Origin of the sequence: Chelativorans composti (genome assembly GCF_039541695.1) — a bacterium.
In the GTDB taxonomy this organism is placed as follows: Bacteria; Pseudomonadota; Alphaproteobacteria; order Rhizobiales; family Rhizobiaceae; genus Chelativorans; species Chelativorans composti.
In genome coordinates, this window is record NZ_BAABGS010000018.1 from 172770 (window position 1) to 188149 (window position 15380).

Consider the following 15380-nt stretch of genomic DNA (forward strand, 5'->3'; position numbering starts at 1 on the left):
GTCAGGCCTTTCGTGGGTAGTCAATCAAGCCAAATTGGGAACCATCGGACCATGGTCCGGTCTGCGAAGCGGTTTCACGTGGAACAGTGAGACCTGCGGTCCCGTCCTCATCGCCCTCTGCCGCCAGCGCGGAAAGATAGCGCAGCTCGGCTTCGTCCCGGTTTGCCCCGACGACGATGCCCCAGTCCCTCCAGCCGCGGCGCCGGAGCCATGCGGCCCACAGGTTCTGCGCCTCGAGTCCGCAGAACAGGCAGACAATGATCCCAAGCACTGAGAAGAAGTCGAGCCCTGGCACCAGCGACAGCATGGCCAGCAGGGTGAACGCACCGAAGACCAGCAGCGCCTCGAACCACATCCGGTGGAACAGGAACCACAGGAAGGGGGCGATGAACGCGATGACCGAAAATCCGTCCCTGATCAGGACGGCATCCGCTGGTCGCCCCATGCCATCCGTTTCAGGAGATTCAAGGACGTAGTAACTGGCCATCAGCTCAGCCGTTCAGTGTACCCTTGGTGGAAGGAATGGCGTTCGGCTGCCGCGGATCCGGCTCCAGCGCGGTGCGCAGCACCCGCGCCACCGCCTTGAAGCAGGTCTCGGCGATGTGATGCGAGTTCACGCCATAGTGGTTGGTGATGTGCAGCGTGATGCCTGCATTCTGGGCCAGCGCCTGAAAAAACTCGCGCACCAGTTCCGTATCAAACGTGCCGATTTTCTGGGTCGGGAAATTGACGTTCCAGACGAGGTAAGGCCGGCCGGAGACGTCCACGGCTGCGCGCGTCAGCGTCTCGTCCATGGCGAGGTCGAGCGAGGCATACCGCACGATGCCGCGCCGGTCGCCCGCCGCTCGCGCGATCGCCTGTCCGATGGCGATGCCGGTGTCCTCGACCGTGTGGTGGTCGTCGATGTGCAGGTCGCCCTTGGCCTTCACGGTCATGTCGATCAGCGAATGCCGCGACAGCTGCTCCAGCATGTGGTCGAAGAATCCCACGCCGGTCGAGATCTCGTACCGGCCACTGCCATCGAGGTCGACGGAAACGGTAATGTCCGTCTCGTTTGTCTTGCGGCTGATCTGCGCCGCGCGAGAATTGCCGAGGACCATAATCAATTCCTTATCGCCAACGGGGGCCTTTTAGAGCATGTGAACAACAAACGCCAGCACGCAGACGCAACCGCGGCCCGTGATTGCAATCGGCCGCCCCGCGCTTACATAGGTGGCTAAGACAGCCGGATGGCATCAAGGATAACGATCAATGAGTGAAAAAATCTCTATGCACGCCACGACCATCGTGACCGTGCGCAAGGGCGGCAAGGTGGTCATCGCCGGCGATGGCCAGGTAAGCCTCGGCCAGACCGTGATCAAGGGCAATGCCCGCAAGGTCCGCCGCATCGGCAATGGCAACGTGATTGCGGGCTTCGCCGGCGCGACCGCCGACGCCTTCACCCTCCTGGAGCGCCTGGAGAAGAAGCTGGAGCAGTACCCGGACCAACTGACCCGCGCCTGCGTGGAGCTTGCGAAGGACTGGCGCACGGACCGTTACCTGCGCAACCTCGAGGCGATGATGCTCGTGGCGGACCGGAACGTGACTCTGACCCTCACCGGTAACGGTGACGTTCTCGAGCCGGAGCAGGGGATCATGGCGATCGGTTCCGGCGGCAATTACGCGCTTGCCGCGGCCAAGGCCCTGATCGACACGGACAAGAGCGCCGAGGAGATCGCCCGCAAGGCCATGGAGATCGCCGCCAGCATCTGCATCTACACCAACAACAACATCATCCTGGAATCGCTCGATGCCGCGGAGTGAGCCGTCGGACGACACTTACGATTTTCGTGCTGTCGAGGAAGCGGATCTTCCGCTCCTCGAACAGTGGATCAGGCAGCCGCACTGGGCTGAATGGTGGGGCGATCCCGTCCGCGAAATCGCCGAGATCCGTGAACATATGGACAGCGTCTCGGTCGAGCCGCTGATCGTCGAGCTGGATGGCAGGCCCATTGCCTACCTTCAGTCCTACGACCCGCATCTCGAGGATGACCATCCCTATGCCGATCAGCCCTTCGGCACCCTGGGCGTCGATCTCTCCATCGGCCCGGCGGAACTCATTAACGGGGGTCACGGCTCGGCGATCCTCCGGCAGTTCGTTGAAGAGCTGTTCGGGGAAGGGGCCGCGCGCGTGATCATCGATCCGAGCCCGGACAATACCCGCGCAATCGCCGCCTACACGAAGGCGGGCTTCCGCCCGCTGGGCGAACGAACGAGCGAATACGGCAGGGTCCTTCTCATGGCCATCGACAATCCGGAAGACGATCCATCATGACCAGCGGGGAAGCGAACTCCGATCGCTTCCTTCTGGGGGGCATTCTCATCACCGCCGCGCTTGTCGCCTTTCAGGGCATGGCGCTTACCTTCATGGGCCAGCCGCTCATCTGCGAATGCGGCACGGTGAAGCTGTGGTGGGGCGTGGTCAACAGTAGCGAGAACAGCCAGCATCTTGCCGACTGGTACACGCCCTCGCACATCATTCACGGCTTCCTGTTCTACTTCGCCACATGGGCGCTCTTTCGCCGCCGGCTGCGCGTCAGCTACCGGCTCGCCATCGCCACGGCGGTCGAGGTTTTCTGGGAGATTCTGGAGAACACAGACCGGGTCATCAACCGTTCCCGCGAGGCGACCATCTCGCTCGACTACTTCGGCGACAGCGTCATCAATTCGGTGTCCGACACACTCTGGATGATAGTGGGTTTTGTACTTGCCGCACGGCTACCTATATGGGTGACAGTGACTCTGGCCATCATTTTCGAGGTTGGCGTCGGCTACGCCATCCGGGACAACCTGACCCTCAACGTAATCATGCTGCTTTACCCTCCGAGGCGATTAAGCAGTGGCAATCTGGATTATAACAGCACATGGCGACTTTCTCTCCCCGTGAAATTGTTTCTGAGCTCGACCGCTACATCATCGGCCAGCATGAGGCGAAGCGAGCGGTAGCCATCGCCCTGCGCAACCGCTGGCGCCGCCAGCAGCTGCCGCCGGACCTGCGCGAAGAGGTCATGCCGAAGAACATCCTGATGATCGGCCCGACCGGCGTGGGCAAGACCGAGATCTCGCGCCGCCTGGCGAAGCTCGCCGGCGCGCCCTTCATCAAGGTCGAGGCCACCAAGTTCACCGAGGTTGGCTATGTCGGCCGCGACGTGGAACAGATCATCCGCGACCTCGTCGAGGCGGCCATCGCACTCACCCGCGAGCAGATGCGCCAGGGCGTGCAGGCCCGCGCCCATCTGAACGCCGAGGAGCGCGTGCTTGACGCGCTGGTGGGCAAGACTGCCAGCCCTGCCACCCGCGACAGCTTTCGCCAGAAGCTGCGCAACGGCGAACTGGACGACAAGGAGATCGAGATTCAGGTCGCGGACAACGGCGGCCCGCTCGGCGGGTTCGAGATCCCCGGCGTGCCCGGCGCGAACATCGGCGTCCTCAACATCAATGACATGATCCAGCGGGCGATGGGCGGCGTGCGCACCAAGACTGTGAAGACGACGGTCCGCGAATCCTACAAGATCCTGATCAACGACGAGTCCGACAAGCTTCTGGACCAGGACGAGGTGATCCGCCGCGCGCTGGCTTCCGCCGAGAACGACGGCATCGTCTTCATCGACGAGATCGACAAGATCGCCTCGCGGGAAGGGGGCCTCGGCGCCGGCGTCTCGCGTGAAGGCGTGCAGCGCGACCTGCTTCCGCTGGTCGAGGGCACGACCGTCGCGACCAAGTATGGCCCGGTGAAGACCGACCATATCCTGTTCATCGCCTCCGGCGCCTTCCATGTCTCGAAGCCCTCGGACCTGCTGCCGGAGCTTCAGGGCCGCCTGCCCATCCGCGTCGAGCTGCGCGCGCTGGAGAAGGACGACTTCCGCCGCATCCTGACCGAGACGGAAGCCAGCCTCATCAAGCAGTATATTGCACTTATGGCGACCGAAGGCGTTGAGCTCGAGTTCACCGACGGCGCGATCGACCGTCTAGCCGAGATCGCCGTCGAACTGAACGCGAATGTCGAGAATATCGGCGCTCGCCGCCTGCAGACGGTGATGGAGCGCGTGCTGGACGACATTTCCTTCAACGCCCCCGACCGGAGCGGCACGAAGGTGGTGATTGACGCCCGCTACGTGGAGCAGCATGTGGGCGACCTGTCCCGCAACACGGACCTGTCGCGCTACATCCTGTGAGCGAAAGGCCACACTCCCGCAATATCGACCCCGCGCCTGGCAAAGTCCTCGACTTTGGCGCGGGGTTTTTCTAGGTTGCAACCATCGTTAATCATGATTATTCGCGGCGGCAGCGATTCTCCCGCGGCAAGCCGCAATCTGACTGACTGTACTGCGGCCCAGCGGTGAACTTCGCCGCTTGCGACGCGGCACATCAATGGGTTTGGGCGGTGATTACCATTCGCAGCTTATTGATCGGACTGACGCTTGTCACGGGTCTCGCCTGCGCGGCTGAGGCAGCGCAGATCGTGCCTCCCGGCAACAGAAATGCCGAGCAGCCACCCATCCCGGGCGTTTCCGCGAAACGTACCAGGGCAGCCCAGACCACCTATGAGGCCAAGTACGCGCGCGTCTACCAATTGCTTCGCAAGGACAACCGCCTGCGGGCCAAGATCCGCGAAGTCGCGGCCGCTTATGGCATCGCGCCCGTTCACATCGTTGGCGCTATCGTCGGCGAGCACACCTACAACGTCGATGCCTACGACCGCCTCCAGACCTACTACGTCAAGGCCGCGTCGTACCTCACGTCGAGCTTTTCGTTCTCCCACAGCGGGGAAGCCCTCGACGAATTCATCAAGCGTCCACAGTTCAAGAGCTGCGAGAAGTTCACCGACAGCTATGACCTCTGGACCTGCCGCGAGAACATCTGGGAAGGCCAGTTCCGCGGCAAGACGGTCGATGGAAAGCGCTTTCCGAACGACCGCTTCGGCGCCGTCTTCTTCCAGCCCTTCTACGCCGGCCAGACCTTCGGCATCGGACAGCTGAACCCGCTCACCGCCCTGAAGATGACCGACACGGTAGCCAAGGTCTCCGGCTTCCGACCGCTGGACCACTGCAAGCCCACCGAGGTCTATCAGGCAATCATGGACCCCGATATTTCGCTGGCCTATGTCGCGGCCACGCTGAAGAAGTCCATCGAGGCCTACAAGCGCATCGCCAACTTCGATATCAGCAAGAATCCCGGCATCACCTCCACGCTCTACAACATCGGCAACCCGGAGGCCCGCGCCGCGAAGCTGGCGGCGGAAAACCGTGCCCGCCGGGCCAAGGGGCAGCCCATCAGACTGCCGGAGGAAAACTATTACGGCTGGCTGGTGAACCAGAAGCGCGAGGAACTGGAAGCTCTTGTAGCCTCATCTGAGTTCTGAGCTCGTCGCTTCCCCGTGTGGAGCGCCGTTACTCCGTCTTCCGCTCCAGCATCTTCCCGACCGTCTCGCTGAGACGGGCGAGATCCTCTTCCGAGAGGTCGCCAATCCTTTGCGCGAGCAAATTGGCGAGCTCCGTGGCCCGGGGCGACAGCCCCGCCGTATCGATCACGACGCGCGGATTGGAGAGCTTCGCCAGGCGCTGCAACTCGTCGGCCTCGTCCCAGATCACATTGAGAAAGCCGATGATCTTCTGGACCATGCTCCAGTTGGGCGGGCTGCGGTGCCCATGCTCCAGCGCCGACAGATAGGCCGGCGAAACGCCCAGCGCCGCGGCCATTTCCTTCTGGCTGATGCCGCGCGCCTTGCGGATCTGGCGGATCTTTGCGGCAAACGGTGTCACCGGATTCCCCTCTTGCGCAATCTGACATAGAGCGCGCCATGCCCGCCGTGATGCCGGGCGGCATCCTCATAGCTTCCGACGTACTGGCGGAACGGATCTGAGGCCAGCCATCGCGGCACGGCACGCCGCAGCACGCCTTCGCCGGTCGAGCCCTTGCCGGTTATCACCAGCACATAGCGCTGTCCGCTGTGATATGCGCGAAACAGAAACGCCTGAAGGACCGCATGGGCCTCGTCCTGCGTCATGCCATGCAGGTCGATACGGCCGGTGATTTCCAGGCGCCCCTTCGCAAGTTTGGTTCGCGTGGGCTGATCCAGCTTGCGGACCACGAGTTCCTTCTTCTTCGGGGTCTGCGGGGGAATCGGTGCCCCGACGGGCGTGACCGCCGGAAAGCTCAGATCCTGAACGGTGTCCGCGGGCGCTTTGGTTGCAGGCTGCTCCGGCTCTTCGGGATACGTCCGCCCCTTGAGCGGCACCGCCGTGCGCGCCACGCGGCTCCAGAGGATAAGGTCCTCTTCGGTCAGGGACTTTCTCCGCCTGCTCATGACTCCCCCGCAAGGCTTCGCGGCACCAGCACGAAGAACGCGGCGTCGTGCTTGATGACTCCGGCGATTTCACCTGCCGCTTGGCCGGTCCCGATAAACAGGTCCGCCCGCGCTGCCCCGAGAATGGCGCTGCCCGTGTCCTGCGCGATCATGAGGCGCTGGAAGGGCTCGCCGAACACCGGCTCCAGCCCCGGAGAACTGATGAACAACGGCGTGCCGAACGTGTGCAGGAGCCGGTCGACCGCGATGGAGCGGCCAGGCGTGAGCTGCACCTTCGCCGCGGCAACGGGCCCGAGCGCCGGATCGCCGGGCTCCGTCTCGCGAAAGAAGATATAGCTGCGGTTTTGCCAGAGAACCTCGTCCATCCGCTCGGGATGCTCCGCCAGCCATCGCCGGATCGACTGCATGGTCACTTCGGCGAGCGGGATCTCGCCCATGTCGGCGAGCACCCGGCCAATCCCGGTGAATGGATGGCCGGTCTTCGCCGCATAGGTGACCCGCATGTGGCTTCCGTCCGCAAGCTTGAGCCGTGCCGCGCCTTGGACATGAATGAAGAACGTGTCCACGCGGTCCTTGAGCCAGCAAAGCTCCAGCCCGCGTCCCTCGAGCGCGCCGCGGTCGATCTCACCGCGATCGAAATATTGCTCGAAACCATCCGCCGTCTTCCGCCCGAACCGGAAGCTCGGATCCCACCCGGGCAGGCTTGCCGGGTCCTCGATTTCCATCAGGTCGTCCGGCTGGCGGTAGAGCGGTTGAAGGTACTCGTCGGTCCGTACCAGCGAGGCCTCGGCCACAGGTTCGTAATAGCCCGTCACCAGCGACCGCGCGCCCGCTTCGGGCATGACGCAATACGGCACGAAGAACTGCTCGAAGAACATCCGCGCCTGCGCATCCGAAACAGGCCCGGCAATACCTGCCGCGCGATCGAATGCCTCCCCGAACGCCTCGAGCCGCAGACCGAGGGCGCCTGAGCGGTAGGGTTTCACGCGCACGCGACGGGCGGAACGAGAAAAGGCATCCAGCGCCGCTGAGATGCCTTTGTCCTCTTGCCATCCCGGGAGTTCCTGGAAGGAACTTCGCTGGAGTTGCGGCGAGAGACTCACGGTGTCCCTCTCTTCCCTTTCCGCGCCCGCATGCGGGCTCACTCCTCGGCTTCGGTGGCCACCAGCTTCCAGTTCGGATCCCTGGATCGCGTGTCACGCGCGAAGGTCCAGACATCCTTGACCTCGACCACTGTCTCCGGATCGCCGTCCACGATGACGCCGGCGCTGTCGCGCGTGGCCGAAATCAGCTCGGAGGTGATCCGCAGCGTGACATGCGCCTCGGTCTTCTTCATCTCGGCGGCGATGATGGAAATCTCGTTGATGCCCACGAAGGACGACTCGATCTTTTCGCCCCGCTTCTCGCGTTCCTCGATGGCCGCCACGAAACCATCGTAGACTTCCTTGGAGAGCAGGTTCTTGAGGCTCTTCCGGTCGCCATGGGCATAGGCCATGACGATCATCTCGTAAGCCAGCTTGGCGCCCTCGATGAAACTGTTGGGATCGAAGTTGGGATCGGCATCCTTGATCGCGCGCAGGCCCCGGTTCAGCTCGGTGTCAGGCGCGGCATAGCGGTCGATGACCGCGTACATGTTGGCCTGCTGCTCCGCGTTGCGTCGCGGCAGGGCGACGACATTGCCGTTCTTCTCGACCTTGTCCTTCTCGGAAAGCGTCGAGCGGTCCGAGGAATAGGGGTCGAAGGGAGGACGCTCGTTCCCTGTCCGGCGGCCGAGGACGCTACGCAGCTGGAAGAAGATCACGATCGCCGCGACCATGAAGAAGATCGTTCCAAAATCGAAGAACTGCATATCAGCCTAGCCGGTTATTGTACTGGAGAAGACCGGAGCGGCGCCATCGTGGCAAACCTTCCTGCGTCCTTGCACTATCCCATATAGAACGGGATTGAAGATCATTCAAACTGTCTTGACGAGTTCCTATCTTTGGGAAAAGCCATTCCTGTCTCACGGAGGTTAAACCACGCCATTGCCGTTCTCCTTGGTTCCTGTCTTCTTTCTCGTCCTGCCCCTGCTGGAAATCGCGGGCTTTATCGTCGTAGGCCGTCAAATTGGCGTTTTGGCGACGATCGGGCTGATTATTCTTTCAACGGTCTTGGGCTTCGTCTTGGTACGCATCCAGGGGCTTGGTGTCCTGTCACGAATCCGTCAGATTTCCACCGAGGGCGGGGTTCCCGACCGTGAGCTTGTCCACGGCGCCATGATCCTGGTCGCCGGATTTCTTCTGGTGGTTCCGGGCTTCATCACGAGCACGATCGGCCTTCTGCTCTTCATCCCGCCCGTGCGCGACATCGCATGGCATTACATGCGGCGCCACATTATAATCCTGTCCGAGAGCTCGACCTTTTCGGCCCGTACCTGGCGCTACAGCCGGGAAGACAAGGTCATCGACCTGGATGAGGACGAATATTCGTCGAGCCGCTCGGCCGGAGACACCCCCTGGCGGAGGATCGACAAGGATTAGACCTCCCGCAACTTGTAATGACAGAGGGTGCGTGTTAGCAGCGAATCGAGGGAAATGACGCCTCTTGAGGCAACAGCAAAGGACATGATGGAATGGCGGATCAACCGCAGGACAACAACGGGGCTGCCGCTCCGGAAGGTAACAAGCAGCCGAATCTGAGCATTCTGGCGCAGTACGTGAAGGACCTGTCGTTCGAGAACCCTGGCGCGCCGAAGTCGCTGGTGTCTCGCGGCAATCCCCCTTCGATCAACATCAACGTCAACGTCAACGCGAACCCGGTCTCGGGCACGGACTACGACGTCGTTCTGACGCTCGCCGCGAAGGCTGAGCAGGAGAATTCCGTCCTGTTCAACGTCGAGCTGGTCTACGGTGGTGTTTTCCGCGTGGAGGGCTTCCCGAAGGAGCACCTTCTGCCGATCCTGTTCATCGAGTGCCCGCGCCTGCTCTTCCCGTTCGCCCGCCAGATCATCGCGGACGCGACGCGCAACGGCGGCTTCCCGCCGCTGATGATCGACCCGATCGACTTCGCGCGCATGTTCCAGCAGCGCATCGCCGAGGAACAGGCGAAGGCCAAGGTGCAGGTCTCCTAAGACCTGAGTCCTACAGACGATATGAGCAAGCCGCGGTGGGAAGCCAGCGCGGCTTTTTCATTTGTGCCCGGCTTTGGAGCAGGGAAAAGTGGAAACCGGTTTTCCGTCCGGAACTGCGACAAGACAATTGCTTGGAGCTATTCAGAGGTTCCGTGAAAATCTGAACTGCTCTGGAAATTCTTGAGCGCCCGGTTGCCCGACCTTCGAGCTTCCTCCGTGACCACACTGCCGGAAGGTCTTAACCCGTCTTGGCCTCGTCCGCCGGCGCGTCCAGCTTGAGCCAGAGCGCCTTGGGGCCAAGCGAGGCCACCATGGCCTGGTGCGCGGCAAGTTCCTCGGGCGACAGCCGCGAGGGCAGGGGGCGCGGCCTTGGCGGCAGCGTGATCGCCACCTGATGACCCGTATCATCGCTGGCCTGCTCGATCGGATTGACTTCCAGGCCGAAGCTGGCCTGCTTGCCGCCCACCAGCTCGATATAGACTTCCGCCAGCAGCTCGGCGTCAAGCAGAGCGCCGTGTTTGGTGCGCCGAGAATTGTCGATTCCGTAGCGGCGGCAGAGCGCATCGAGCGTGTTCGGGCCCATCGGATGCTTTCGCCGCGCGATCGCGAGCGTGTCGATCACCCGATCCGGCTGGATCAGCAACTGCCCGATCCGCTCGAACTCGGCATTGATGAAACCGATGTCGAAGTTCGCGTTGTGGGCGACGAGCTTCGCGCCGTCGATGAACTGGATGAATTCGTCCGCAATCTCCGGAAAGGTCGGCTTGTCCGCCAGATCGGCATCGGAGATGCCATGCACCGCCAGCGCGTCCGGATGCACGGAACGACCCTGCGGATTGATGTAGTAGTGCAGGCTGCGTCCCGTCGGGAACCGGTTGACCAGCTCGACGCAGCCGAGCTCGATCACGCGATCCTCGCGTGGATCAAGGCCGGTGGTTTCCGTATCGAAGACGATTTCCCGCATGTAGACCTTCATACGCGACCATCATGGCCGAAGCCAGAGCCCGCGTCCCCGTGTGGATAAGTCACGCGCCGCGCAGTTGCCGCAAGATTTCCCGCACCGCCTGCCGGGCCGGCTCGATCCCATAGCCTGTTTCAATGACGAAATCGGCGCGTTGGCGCTTTTCCTCGTCCGGCATCTGCCTGGCGCGGATGGCCTCCAACTTTTCTTCCGTCATGCCCGGACGGGCAAGCACCCGCTCCTTCTGGACATCGGCGGGCGCCGAAACGACGACCACCTTGTTTACCCGCTCGCGCCCTCCCGTCTCGAAGAGCAGTGGGATGTCGAGAACGACGACAGGCGTCCCCTTCTGCCGGTGCTCCTCCAGGAAGCGTTCGCAATCCGCCCGAACCAGCGGATGAATGACCGTCTCTAGCTTCTTCATCGCCTCTGGGTTTCCCACCACACGTTGCGCGAGCTTCTCGCGATTGACTACCCCGTGCTCGACCGTTCCGGGAAACAGCTCCTCCACCAGCGGCGCGGCCTCACCCGCATAGAGCCGGTGGACGGCAGCATCGGCGTCATGCACCGGCACGCCTTCGTCCATGAAGAGCCTGGCCGTGGTGGTCTTGCCCATGCCAATGGAACCGGTGAGGCCCAGAATGATCAATGCGCCTTCTCCATGTCCTCGATCACCAGCGCCCGCAGGTCCTCCGTCACCTCGGGCCGGCGGCCGAACCAGCGTTCGAAGCCCGGCACAGCCTGGTGCAGCAGCATGCCGAGACCGTCCACGGTCGTCAGGCCACGCTGCGCCGCCGCTTTGAGAAGCGGTGTTTCGAGCGGTATGTAGACGATATCCGTGACGACGGCTTTTTCAGGGAGCGGGTCGAGCGGCAGGTCGTAGGAAGAACCGCCGTCCATGCCGAGCGACGTCGTGTTGACGAGCAGACTGGTGTCCGCCAGCAGTTCAGCCATCGCCTCCCACCCGTGCGCCGAAGTTCCGCCGCGGAAGTGATGGCACAGTTCCTCGGCGCGCCAAACTGTCCTGTTCACGATGCGTATATCGCGGAAGCCACGCGTCTGCAGCGCGTGAACGATCGCCCGCGCGGCACCTCCGGCGCCAAGCACCGTGGCAACGCCGCCCCGATCCCAGCCGGGCGCCCGCTCGTCGAGATTGGCGGCAAAGCCGTAAGCATCGGTGTTGCTGCCGCAAAGTCTGCCATCCTCGAACCAGAGCGTATTGGCCGCACCGATAGCCTCGGCCGACTCGTCCTTCTGTTCCAGTAGCGAGAAGGCCGCTTCCTTGTGCGGAATGGTAACGTTGCAGCCGGCGAAGCCTTCCTCCCGCACCGTCCGGATGAACTCCGGGAACGTTTCCGGCGCCACCTCCCGCCGCTCATAGGATCCGGCGATGCCATAGGCGCGCAGCCAGTGATTGTGAATGAGCGGCGAGCGCGAATGCGCCACCGGAAAGCCGCAGACGAACGCGCGCGGAAAATTCTCAGCCATCGATGACCTTCAGTTCTCTGAGCCTGGCGAGGAGCGGCAGGAGCGGCACCCCGACGATCGTGAAATAATCGCCTTCGATCTTCTCGAATAGCTGGATTCCTTCGCCCTCGATCTGATACGCGCCGACGCTCTTCAGGGCGATGTCGCCCACTCTCGCCAGGTGGCGGCCGATGAATCCGGGATCAAGCTCGCGCATCGTCATCCGCGCGATCTCGACGTGCCGCCACACCGCCTCGCCGTTTCGGGCGAGCACGATGGCGCTGTTGAGCTGGTGCGTCTTGCCGGACAGCGCCAGCAGATGCCGCCGCGCGCCTTCCATGTCCGCGGGCTTGTGGAAGATCCGGTCGCCGAGCGAAAGCGTCTGGTCGCCGCCGATCACCCACCGGTCCGGGTAGCGCTCGGATACGTTCACCGCTTTCGCCTCGGCAAGGATCTGCGCCACGTCCTCCGGTGTCACGTCAGCGCCTTCGAGGCTCTGTTCCACGGCACGCTCGTCGATTTCCGGCGCGACCGCCTCGATCGAAAGCCCCGCATTGGCCAGAAGCTGGCGGCGGAACGGGCTGGTGGATGCGAGAATGATGGTCTCAGCTTCCGGCATGGTGTCCTCCTTGGCGCCACTTCTGGCGCAGGTCGAGAATGGCGGCTGCCGTTTCTTCGATCGAACGGCGGGTCACGTCAATGATGGGCCACCCATGTCTCTGGCAAAGCTGACGCGCATAGGCGAGCTCATTGGCGATTGCCGTCTTATCTATATACGTATCCACGCGGTCTGGCAGCTCCGCCGTCCCTAGCTCCCGGTTCCGGCGGACTTGCGAAATTCGCTCGGCCGACGCCACGAGTCCGACGATCAGCGGATTCTTCGCATTGATGAGCGCCTCCGGCAGCGGCACGCCCGGCACGATCGGCACGTTGGCCGTCTTGATGCCGCGATTGGCGAGATAGATGCTCGTCGGCGTCTTTGACGTGCGTGAGATCCCGACCAGAATGATGTCTGCCTGATCAAGCTCGTGGGCGAGCTGCCCGTCGTCATGCTCCATCGTGAAATTCAGGGCATCGATGCGGCGGAAGTAGTCCGCGTCCAGCACGTGCTGGGCGCCCACGCGCCGTCCCGCTGGCGTGCCCAGATAGGCCTGGAACACGGACAGCACCGGCTCCAGAACATTGACGCTCGGCAGGCCGATGTTGACGCACCATTCATCCACCTTTCGGGCCAGTTTCTGGTCCACCATCGTGTAGAGAATGATGCCGGGTTCCGCCTCGATGCCGGCAAACACTTTCTCCAGCTGCTTTTCCGTGCGGATCATCGGGTAGATGTGCTCGATCGCCCGCGCATTCTTGTACTGCGCCGCCGCGGCGCGACCAGCAGCCAGGAGCGTCTCTCCGGTCGAATCGGAGATCAGGTGGAGATGAAAGAAATTCTGCTGCTTATGCACACATTGCTCCCGTGCTGTGGACACGTGTTGATAGCTTGGAGAGCCGTCCAAGGCGAGACCGCCGCTTGGGATAATCGGCCCCCTTATTCACATTTCACCCCCCAGTGAAAATGAATCCGGCCCTGTAGAGAGTTATGTTGGAATCAGTTCCGTTATCCCCAGCCCCGCGCACGGCCAGCTGCGAATCGCCTCATCCCTACTTCCTTGACTCCAATGTAGGATTCCTGATCTTCCAAATCTTTATCCAGAGATTATAAGGGCTGCACACAGAGCGCTGTCCGGCTTCGCATTTTCAGCCCTTTGGTGGATAAGTCGGAATTCACAGTGCGCACAGGGAATTAGAAAAAGAAGATTCCAGATTCAGGATTCTTTTTGACGGATCGCGGAGAGATATCGGAGATGACAGTGCGGAAGTTTCTCCTGGCCGCAAAAGGTCAGGGTGTGTTCCCCCCACCTGTTTGGCTGATGCGGCAGGCGGGCCGGTATCTCCCGGAGTACAGGGAAACCCGGAAAAAAGCGGGTTCCTTCCTCGACCTCTGTTACAACCCTGAGCTGGCCGTCGAGGTAACTCTTCAGCCGATCCGCCGTTTCGGCTTTGACGCCTCCATCCTTTTCTCCGACATACTCGTCGTACCTCACGCCCTGGGGCGTGATCTCCGCTTTGAAGAGGGACGTGGTCCGGTCATGACGCCGATCGAACCGGGCGACATTGCATCTCTTGAACCGGAGTCGATCCACGAGAAGCTCGAGCCCGTCTATGAAACGGTCCGCCGCTTGCGCGTCGAACTGCCGGACGAAACGGCCCTTGTCGGCTTTTGCGGGGCTCCCTGGACGGTTGCCACCTACATGATCGCCGGCCACGGAACCCCCGACCAGGCGCCGTCCCGTGTCTTTGGCTATCGTCATCCGGAAGCTATGGACGAATTGCTCGGGAAACTGACGGAAGCTTCCGCTGCCTATCTCATCCGCCAGATCGAGAACGGAGCCGATGCGATCCAGATTTTCGACTCCTGGGCAGGCGTGCTCGATCAGCCCAGTTTCGAGCGCTGGTGCGTGAAGCCGGTGACCGAGATCGTGAAACGTGTAAAGGCGCGTTTCCCGGACGTTCCCGTGATCGGTTTTCCCCGGAATGCAGGTCTGCTTTACGCAAATTACCGCAGCTCCACAGGAGTCGACGTCCTGGGACTCGACTGGACCGTGCCGATGAGTCAGGCTTCTGAACTGCAGACTCAGGGTCCGGTGCAGGGAAACCTTGATCCCATGCGGCTTCTGGCCGGTGGCAAGGCGCTCGAAGAGGGGGTGCGTACCATTCTCGAAACGCTCGGGAATGGCCCGCTCATCTTCAATCTGGGGCATGGCATCACGCCACAGACGCCGATCGAGCACGTGGAGCAGATGTTGAAACTGGTGAGGAAACAGGCCTGATGGCTAAGGTTGACACGGACGGCAGCAAGGCGGGAAAGCGCGCGTTCACTGCGCTGCTCATCTTTGCCGTTCTTTCCGTTCTGCTCTTCGCGTTGGCTCCGGACGACCTCTATCTCTGGATCAAGGCACTGCATGTCATAGCGGTCATCTCGTGGATGGCCGGCATGCTCTATCTGCCTCGCCTTTTCGTCTACCATGCCGACTGCGAAAAGGGCTCGCCGCAGAGCGAGACCTTCAAGGTGATGGAAAAGCGCCTGCTGCGCTACATCATCAACCCGGCCATGATCGCCTCATGGGTGTTCGGTCTTTGGCTTGCCTGGAAAGTCTTCGGTTTCCAGGGCGGCTGGCTGCATGCCAAGCTCGCGCTGGTGGTTCTTCTGTCTGGTGTTCACGGCTATTTGTCGGCCGCTGTCCGCCGTTTCGCCAGTGATGCGAATGAGAAGCCTGCGCGCCATTGGCGCATGGTAAATGAATTACCAACAGTACTGATGATCCTTATCGTCATAATGGTTATCGTTAAGCCTTTTTAGGTCGCCTGCGACTTCTTATCTAGAACGCGGACGGACCGAACTACCAACAAGCTTCTTGCGCTTTGCTGCCAGTCGCGGTAGAAGAAGG

At 62.0% G+C, this 15380-nt stretch carries 19 protein-coding genes and 1 pseudogene; 9 read left to right on the plus strand and 11 right to left on the minus strand.

Annotated elements, in window-relative coordinates; translation table 11 throughout:
- Position 1: 1 nt before the first annotated feature.
- Positions 2 to 487, minus strand: a complete 486-nt coding sequence (locus tag ABD906_RS06190) for a DUF2628 domain-containing protein (protein ID WP_165277328.1) — start codon at positions 485 to 487, stop codon at positions 2 to 4.
- 4 nt (positions 488 to 491) lie between these two features.
- Positions 492 to 1100, minus strand: a complete 609-nt coding sequence (gene hisB / locus ABD906_RS06195) for an imidazoleglycerol-phosphate dehydratase HisB (protein WP_165277329.1) — start codon at positions 1098 to 1100, stop codon at positions 492 to 494.
- 151 nt (positions 1101 to 1251) lie between these two features.
- Here hisB and hslV point away from each other — a divergent pair, with 151 nt between their 5' ends.
- The 5 genes and pseudogenes from hslV to ABD906_RS06220 all read left to right on the plus strand — a co-directional run bounded on the left by hslV (position 1252) and on the right by ABD906_RS06220 (position 5401).
- A complete protein-coding gene (hslV, locus tag ABD906_RS06200) occupies positions 1252 to 1803 on the plus strand; it encodes an ATP-dependent protease subunit HslV (protein WP_165277330.1) in 552 nt (183 codons plus the stop codon).
- On the plus strand, positions 1790 to 2314 hold the full coding sequence (locus ABD906_RS06205) for a GNAT family N-acetyltransferase (RefSeq protein WP_345098644.1): 525 nt from the start codon (positions 1790 to 1792) through the stop codon (positions 2312 to 2314). The genes hslV and ABD906_RS06205 overlap by 14 nt, the downstream gene beginning before the upstream one ends.
- Positions 2311 to 2897, plus strand: a pseudogene (locus tag ABD906_RS06210) (DUF2585 domain-containing protein). Before ABD906_RS06205 ends, ABD906_RS06210 begins: the two are co-directional and overlap by 4 nt.
- A gap of 6 nt (positions 2898 to 2903) precedes the next feature.
- A complete protein-coding gene (gene hslU / locus ABD906_RS06215; RefSeq protein ID WP_345098645.1) occupies positions 2904 to 4214 on the plus strand; it encodes an ATP-dependent protease ATPase subunit HslU in 1311 nt (436 codons plus the stop codon).
- A 230-nt stretch (positions 4215 to 4444) separates the two neighbouring features.
- Positions 4445 to 5401 carry a DUF1402 family protein gene (locus ABD906_RS06220; RefSeq protein ID WP_345098646.1) on the plus strand — a complete coding sequence of 319 codons (957 nt, stop codon included), beginning with the start codon at positions 4445 to 4447 and terminating at the stop codon, positions 5399 to 5401.
- 28 nt (positions 5402 to 5429) lie between these two features.
- Here ABD906_RS06220 and ABD906_RS06225 read toward each other — a convergent pair whose 3' ends face one another.
- The 4 genes from ABD906_RS06225 to ABD906_RS06240 are packed head-to-tail and all read right to left on the minus strand — an operon-like array spanning position 5430 to position 8195.
- Entirely contained in the window at positions 5430 to 5801 is a 372-nt protein-coding gene (locus ABD906_RS06225; protein ID WP_165277332.1) for a helix-turn-helix domain-containing protein, read from the minus strand.
- On the minus strand, positions 5798 to 6346 hold the full coding sequence (locus ABD906_RS06230) for a Smr/MutS family protein (protein ID WP_165277333.1): 549 nt from the start codon (positions 6344 to 6346) through the stop codon (positions 5798 to 5800). The genes ABD906_RS06225 and ABD906_RS06230 overlap by 4 nt, the downstream gene beginning before the upstream one ends.
- Positions 6343 to 7449, minus strand: coding sequence for a murein transglycosylase A (gene mltA / locus ABD906_RS06235; RefSeq protein WP_165277334.1), 1107 nt, complete (start codon positions 7447 to 7449; stop codon positions 6343 to 6345). Before mltA ends, ABD906_RS06230 begins: the two co-directional genes overlap by 4 nt.
- Positions 7450 to 7487: 38 nt before the next feature.
- Entirely contained in the window at positions 7488 to 8195 is a 708-nt protein-coding gene (locus ABD906_RS06240) for a Tim44/TimA family putative adaptor protein (RefSeq protein ID WP_165277335.1), read from the minus strand.
- A gap of 175 nt (positions 8196 to 8370) precedes the next feature.
- Between ABD906_RS06240 and ABD906_RS06245 the strand changes: the two genes are divergently transcribed.
- Both ABD906_RS06245 and secB read left to right on the plus strand, forming a co-directional pair.
- Entirely contained in the window at positions 8371 to 8865 is a 495-nt protein-coding gene (locus tag ABD906_RS06245) for an FxsA family protein (protein ID WP_165277336.1), read from the plus strand.
- Positions 8866 to 8957: 92 nt separating this feature from the next.
- Positions 8958 to 9455 (plus strand): protein-export chaperone SecB, encoded by a 498-nt coding sequence (gene secB / locus ABD906_RS06250; protein WP_165277337.1) that lies wholly within the window; start codon positions 8958 to 8960, stop codon positions 9453 to 9455.
- 238 nt (positions 9456 to 9693) lie between these two features.
- Here the strand turns inward: secB and dnaQ are convergent, their stop codons facing one another.
- The 5 genes from dnaQ to ABD906_RS06275 form a co-directional block, all read right to left on the minus strand.
- A complete protein-coding gene (gene dnaQ / locus ABD906_RS06255) occupies positions 9694 to 10419 on the minus strand; it encodes a DNA polymerase III subunit epsilon (protein WP_345098768.1) in 726 nt (241 codons plus the stop codon).
- A 61-nt stretch (positions 10420 to 10480) separates the two neighbouring features.
- Positions 10481 to 11065, minus strand: coding sequence for a dephospho-CoA kinase (gene coaE / locus ABD906_RS06260; protein WP_165277338.1), 585 nt, complete (start codon positions 11063 to 11065; stop codon positions 10481 to 10483).
- Positions 11062 to 11904, minus strand: coding sequence for a shikimate dehydrogenase (locus tag ABD906_RS06265; RefSeq protein WP_165277339.1), 843 nt, complete (start codon positions 11902 to 11904; stop codon positions 11062 to 11064). The genes coaE and ABD906_RS06265 overlap by 4 nt, the downstream gene beginning before the upstream one ends.
- Positions 11897 to 12502 carry a Maf-like protein gene (locus ABD906_RS06270; protein ID WP_345098648.1) on the minus strand — a complete coding sequence of 202 codons (606 nt, stop codon included), beginning with the start codon at positions 12500 to 12502 and terminating at the stop codon, positions 11897 to 11899. The genes ABD906_RS06265 and ABD906_RS06270 overlap by 8 nt, the downstream gene beginning before the upstream one ends.
- Positions 12489 to 13337 carry a pyruvate, water dikinase regulatory protein gene (locus tag ABD906_RS06275; protein WP_165277341.1) on the minus strand — a complete coding sequence of 283 codons (849 nt, stop codon included), beginning with the start codon at positions 13335 to 13337 and terminating at the stop codon, positions 12489 to 12491. The genes ABD906_RS06270 and ABD906_RS06275 overlap by 14 nt, the downstream gene beginning before the upstream one ends.
- A 399-nt stretch (positions 13338 to 13736) precedes the next feature.
- On the opposite strand from ABD906_RS06275, the gene hemE reads away from it, so the two are divergent.
- Both hemE and hemJ read left to right on the plus strand, forming a co-directional pair.
- On the plus strand, positions 13737 to 14762 hold the full coding sequence (hemE, locus tag ABD906_RS06280) for a uroporphyrinogen decarboxylase (RefSeq protein ID WP_345098649.1): 1026 nt from the start codon (positions 13737 to 13739) through the stop codon (positions 14760 to 14762).
- Positions 14762 to 15292 (plus strand): protoporphyrinogen oxidase HemJ, encoded by a 531-nt coding sequence (gene hemJ, locus ABD906_RS06285; RefSeq protein ID WP_165277343.1) that lies wholly within the window; start codon positions 14762 to 14764, stop codon positions 15290 to 15292. Before hemE ends, hemJ begins: the two co-directional genes overlap by 1 nt.
- The last annotated feature ends 88 nt before the right edge of the window (positions 15293 to 15380 follow it).

What these genes read in the sequence shown, in the direction of transcription:
- ABD906_RS06190 (WP_165277328.1), bottom strand. Translation starts at nt 487, where the DNA reads ATGGCCAGTTACTACGTCCTTGAATCTCCTGAAACGGATGGCATGGGG.
- ABD906_RS06265 (WP_165277339.1), bottom strand. Translation starts at nt 11,904, where the DNA reads ATGGCTGAGAATTTTCCGCGCGCGTTCGTCTGCGGCTTTCCGGTGGCG.
- dnaQ (WP_345098768.1), bottom strand. Translation starts at nt 10,419, where the DNA reads ATGCGGGAAATCGTCTTCGATACGGAAACCACCGGCCTTGATCCACGC.
- hemJ (WP_165277343.1), top strand. Translation starts at nt 14,762, where the DNA reads ATGGCTAAGGTTGACACGGACGGCAGCAAGGCGGGAAAGCGCGCGTTC.
- ABD906_RS06270 (WP_345098648.1), bottom strand. Translation starts at nt 12,502, where the DNA reads ATGCCGGAAGCTGAGACCATCATTCTCGCATCCACCAGCCCGTTCCGC.
- hisB (WP_165277329.1), bottom strand. Translation starts at nt 1,100, where the DNA reads ATGGTCCTCGGCAATTCTCGCGCGGCGCAGATCAGCCGCAAGACAAAC.
- hslU (WP_345098645.1), top strand. Translation starts at nt 2,904, where the DNA reads ATGGCGACTTTCTCTCCCCGTGAAATTGTTTCTGAGCTCGACCGCTAC.
- ABD906_RS06205 (WP_345098644.1), top strand. Translation starts at nt 1,790, where the DNA reads ATGCCGCGGAGTGAGCCGTCGGACGACACTTACGATTTTCGTGCTGTC.
- hslV (WP_165277330.1), top strand. Translation starts at nt 1,252, where the DNA reads ATGAGTGAAAAAATCTCTATGCACGCCACGACCATCGTGACCGTGCGC.
- ABD906_RS06230 (WP_165277333.1), bottom strand. Translation starts at nt 6,346, where the DNA reads ATGAGCAGGCGGAGAAAGTCCCTGACCGAAGAGGACCTTATCCTCTGG.
- secB (WP_165277337.1), top strand. Translation starts at nt 8,958, where the DNA reads ATGGCGGATCAACCGCAGGACAACAACGGGGCTGCCGCTCCGGAAGGT.
- ABD906_RS06240 (WP_165277335.1), bottom strand. Translation starts at nt 8,195, where the DNA reads ATGCAGTTCTTCGATTTTGGAACGATCTTCTTCATGGTCGCGGCGATC.
- hemE (WP_345098649.1), top strand. Translation starts at nt 13,737, where the DNA reads ATGACAGTGCGGAAGTTTCTCCTGGCCGCAAAAGGTCAGGGTGTGTTC.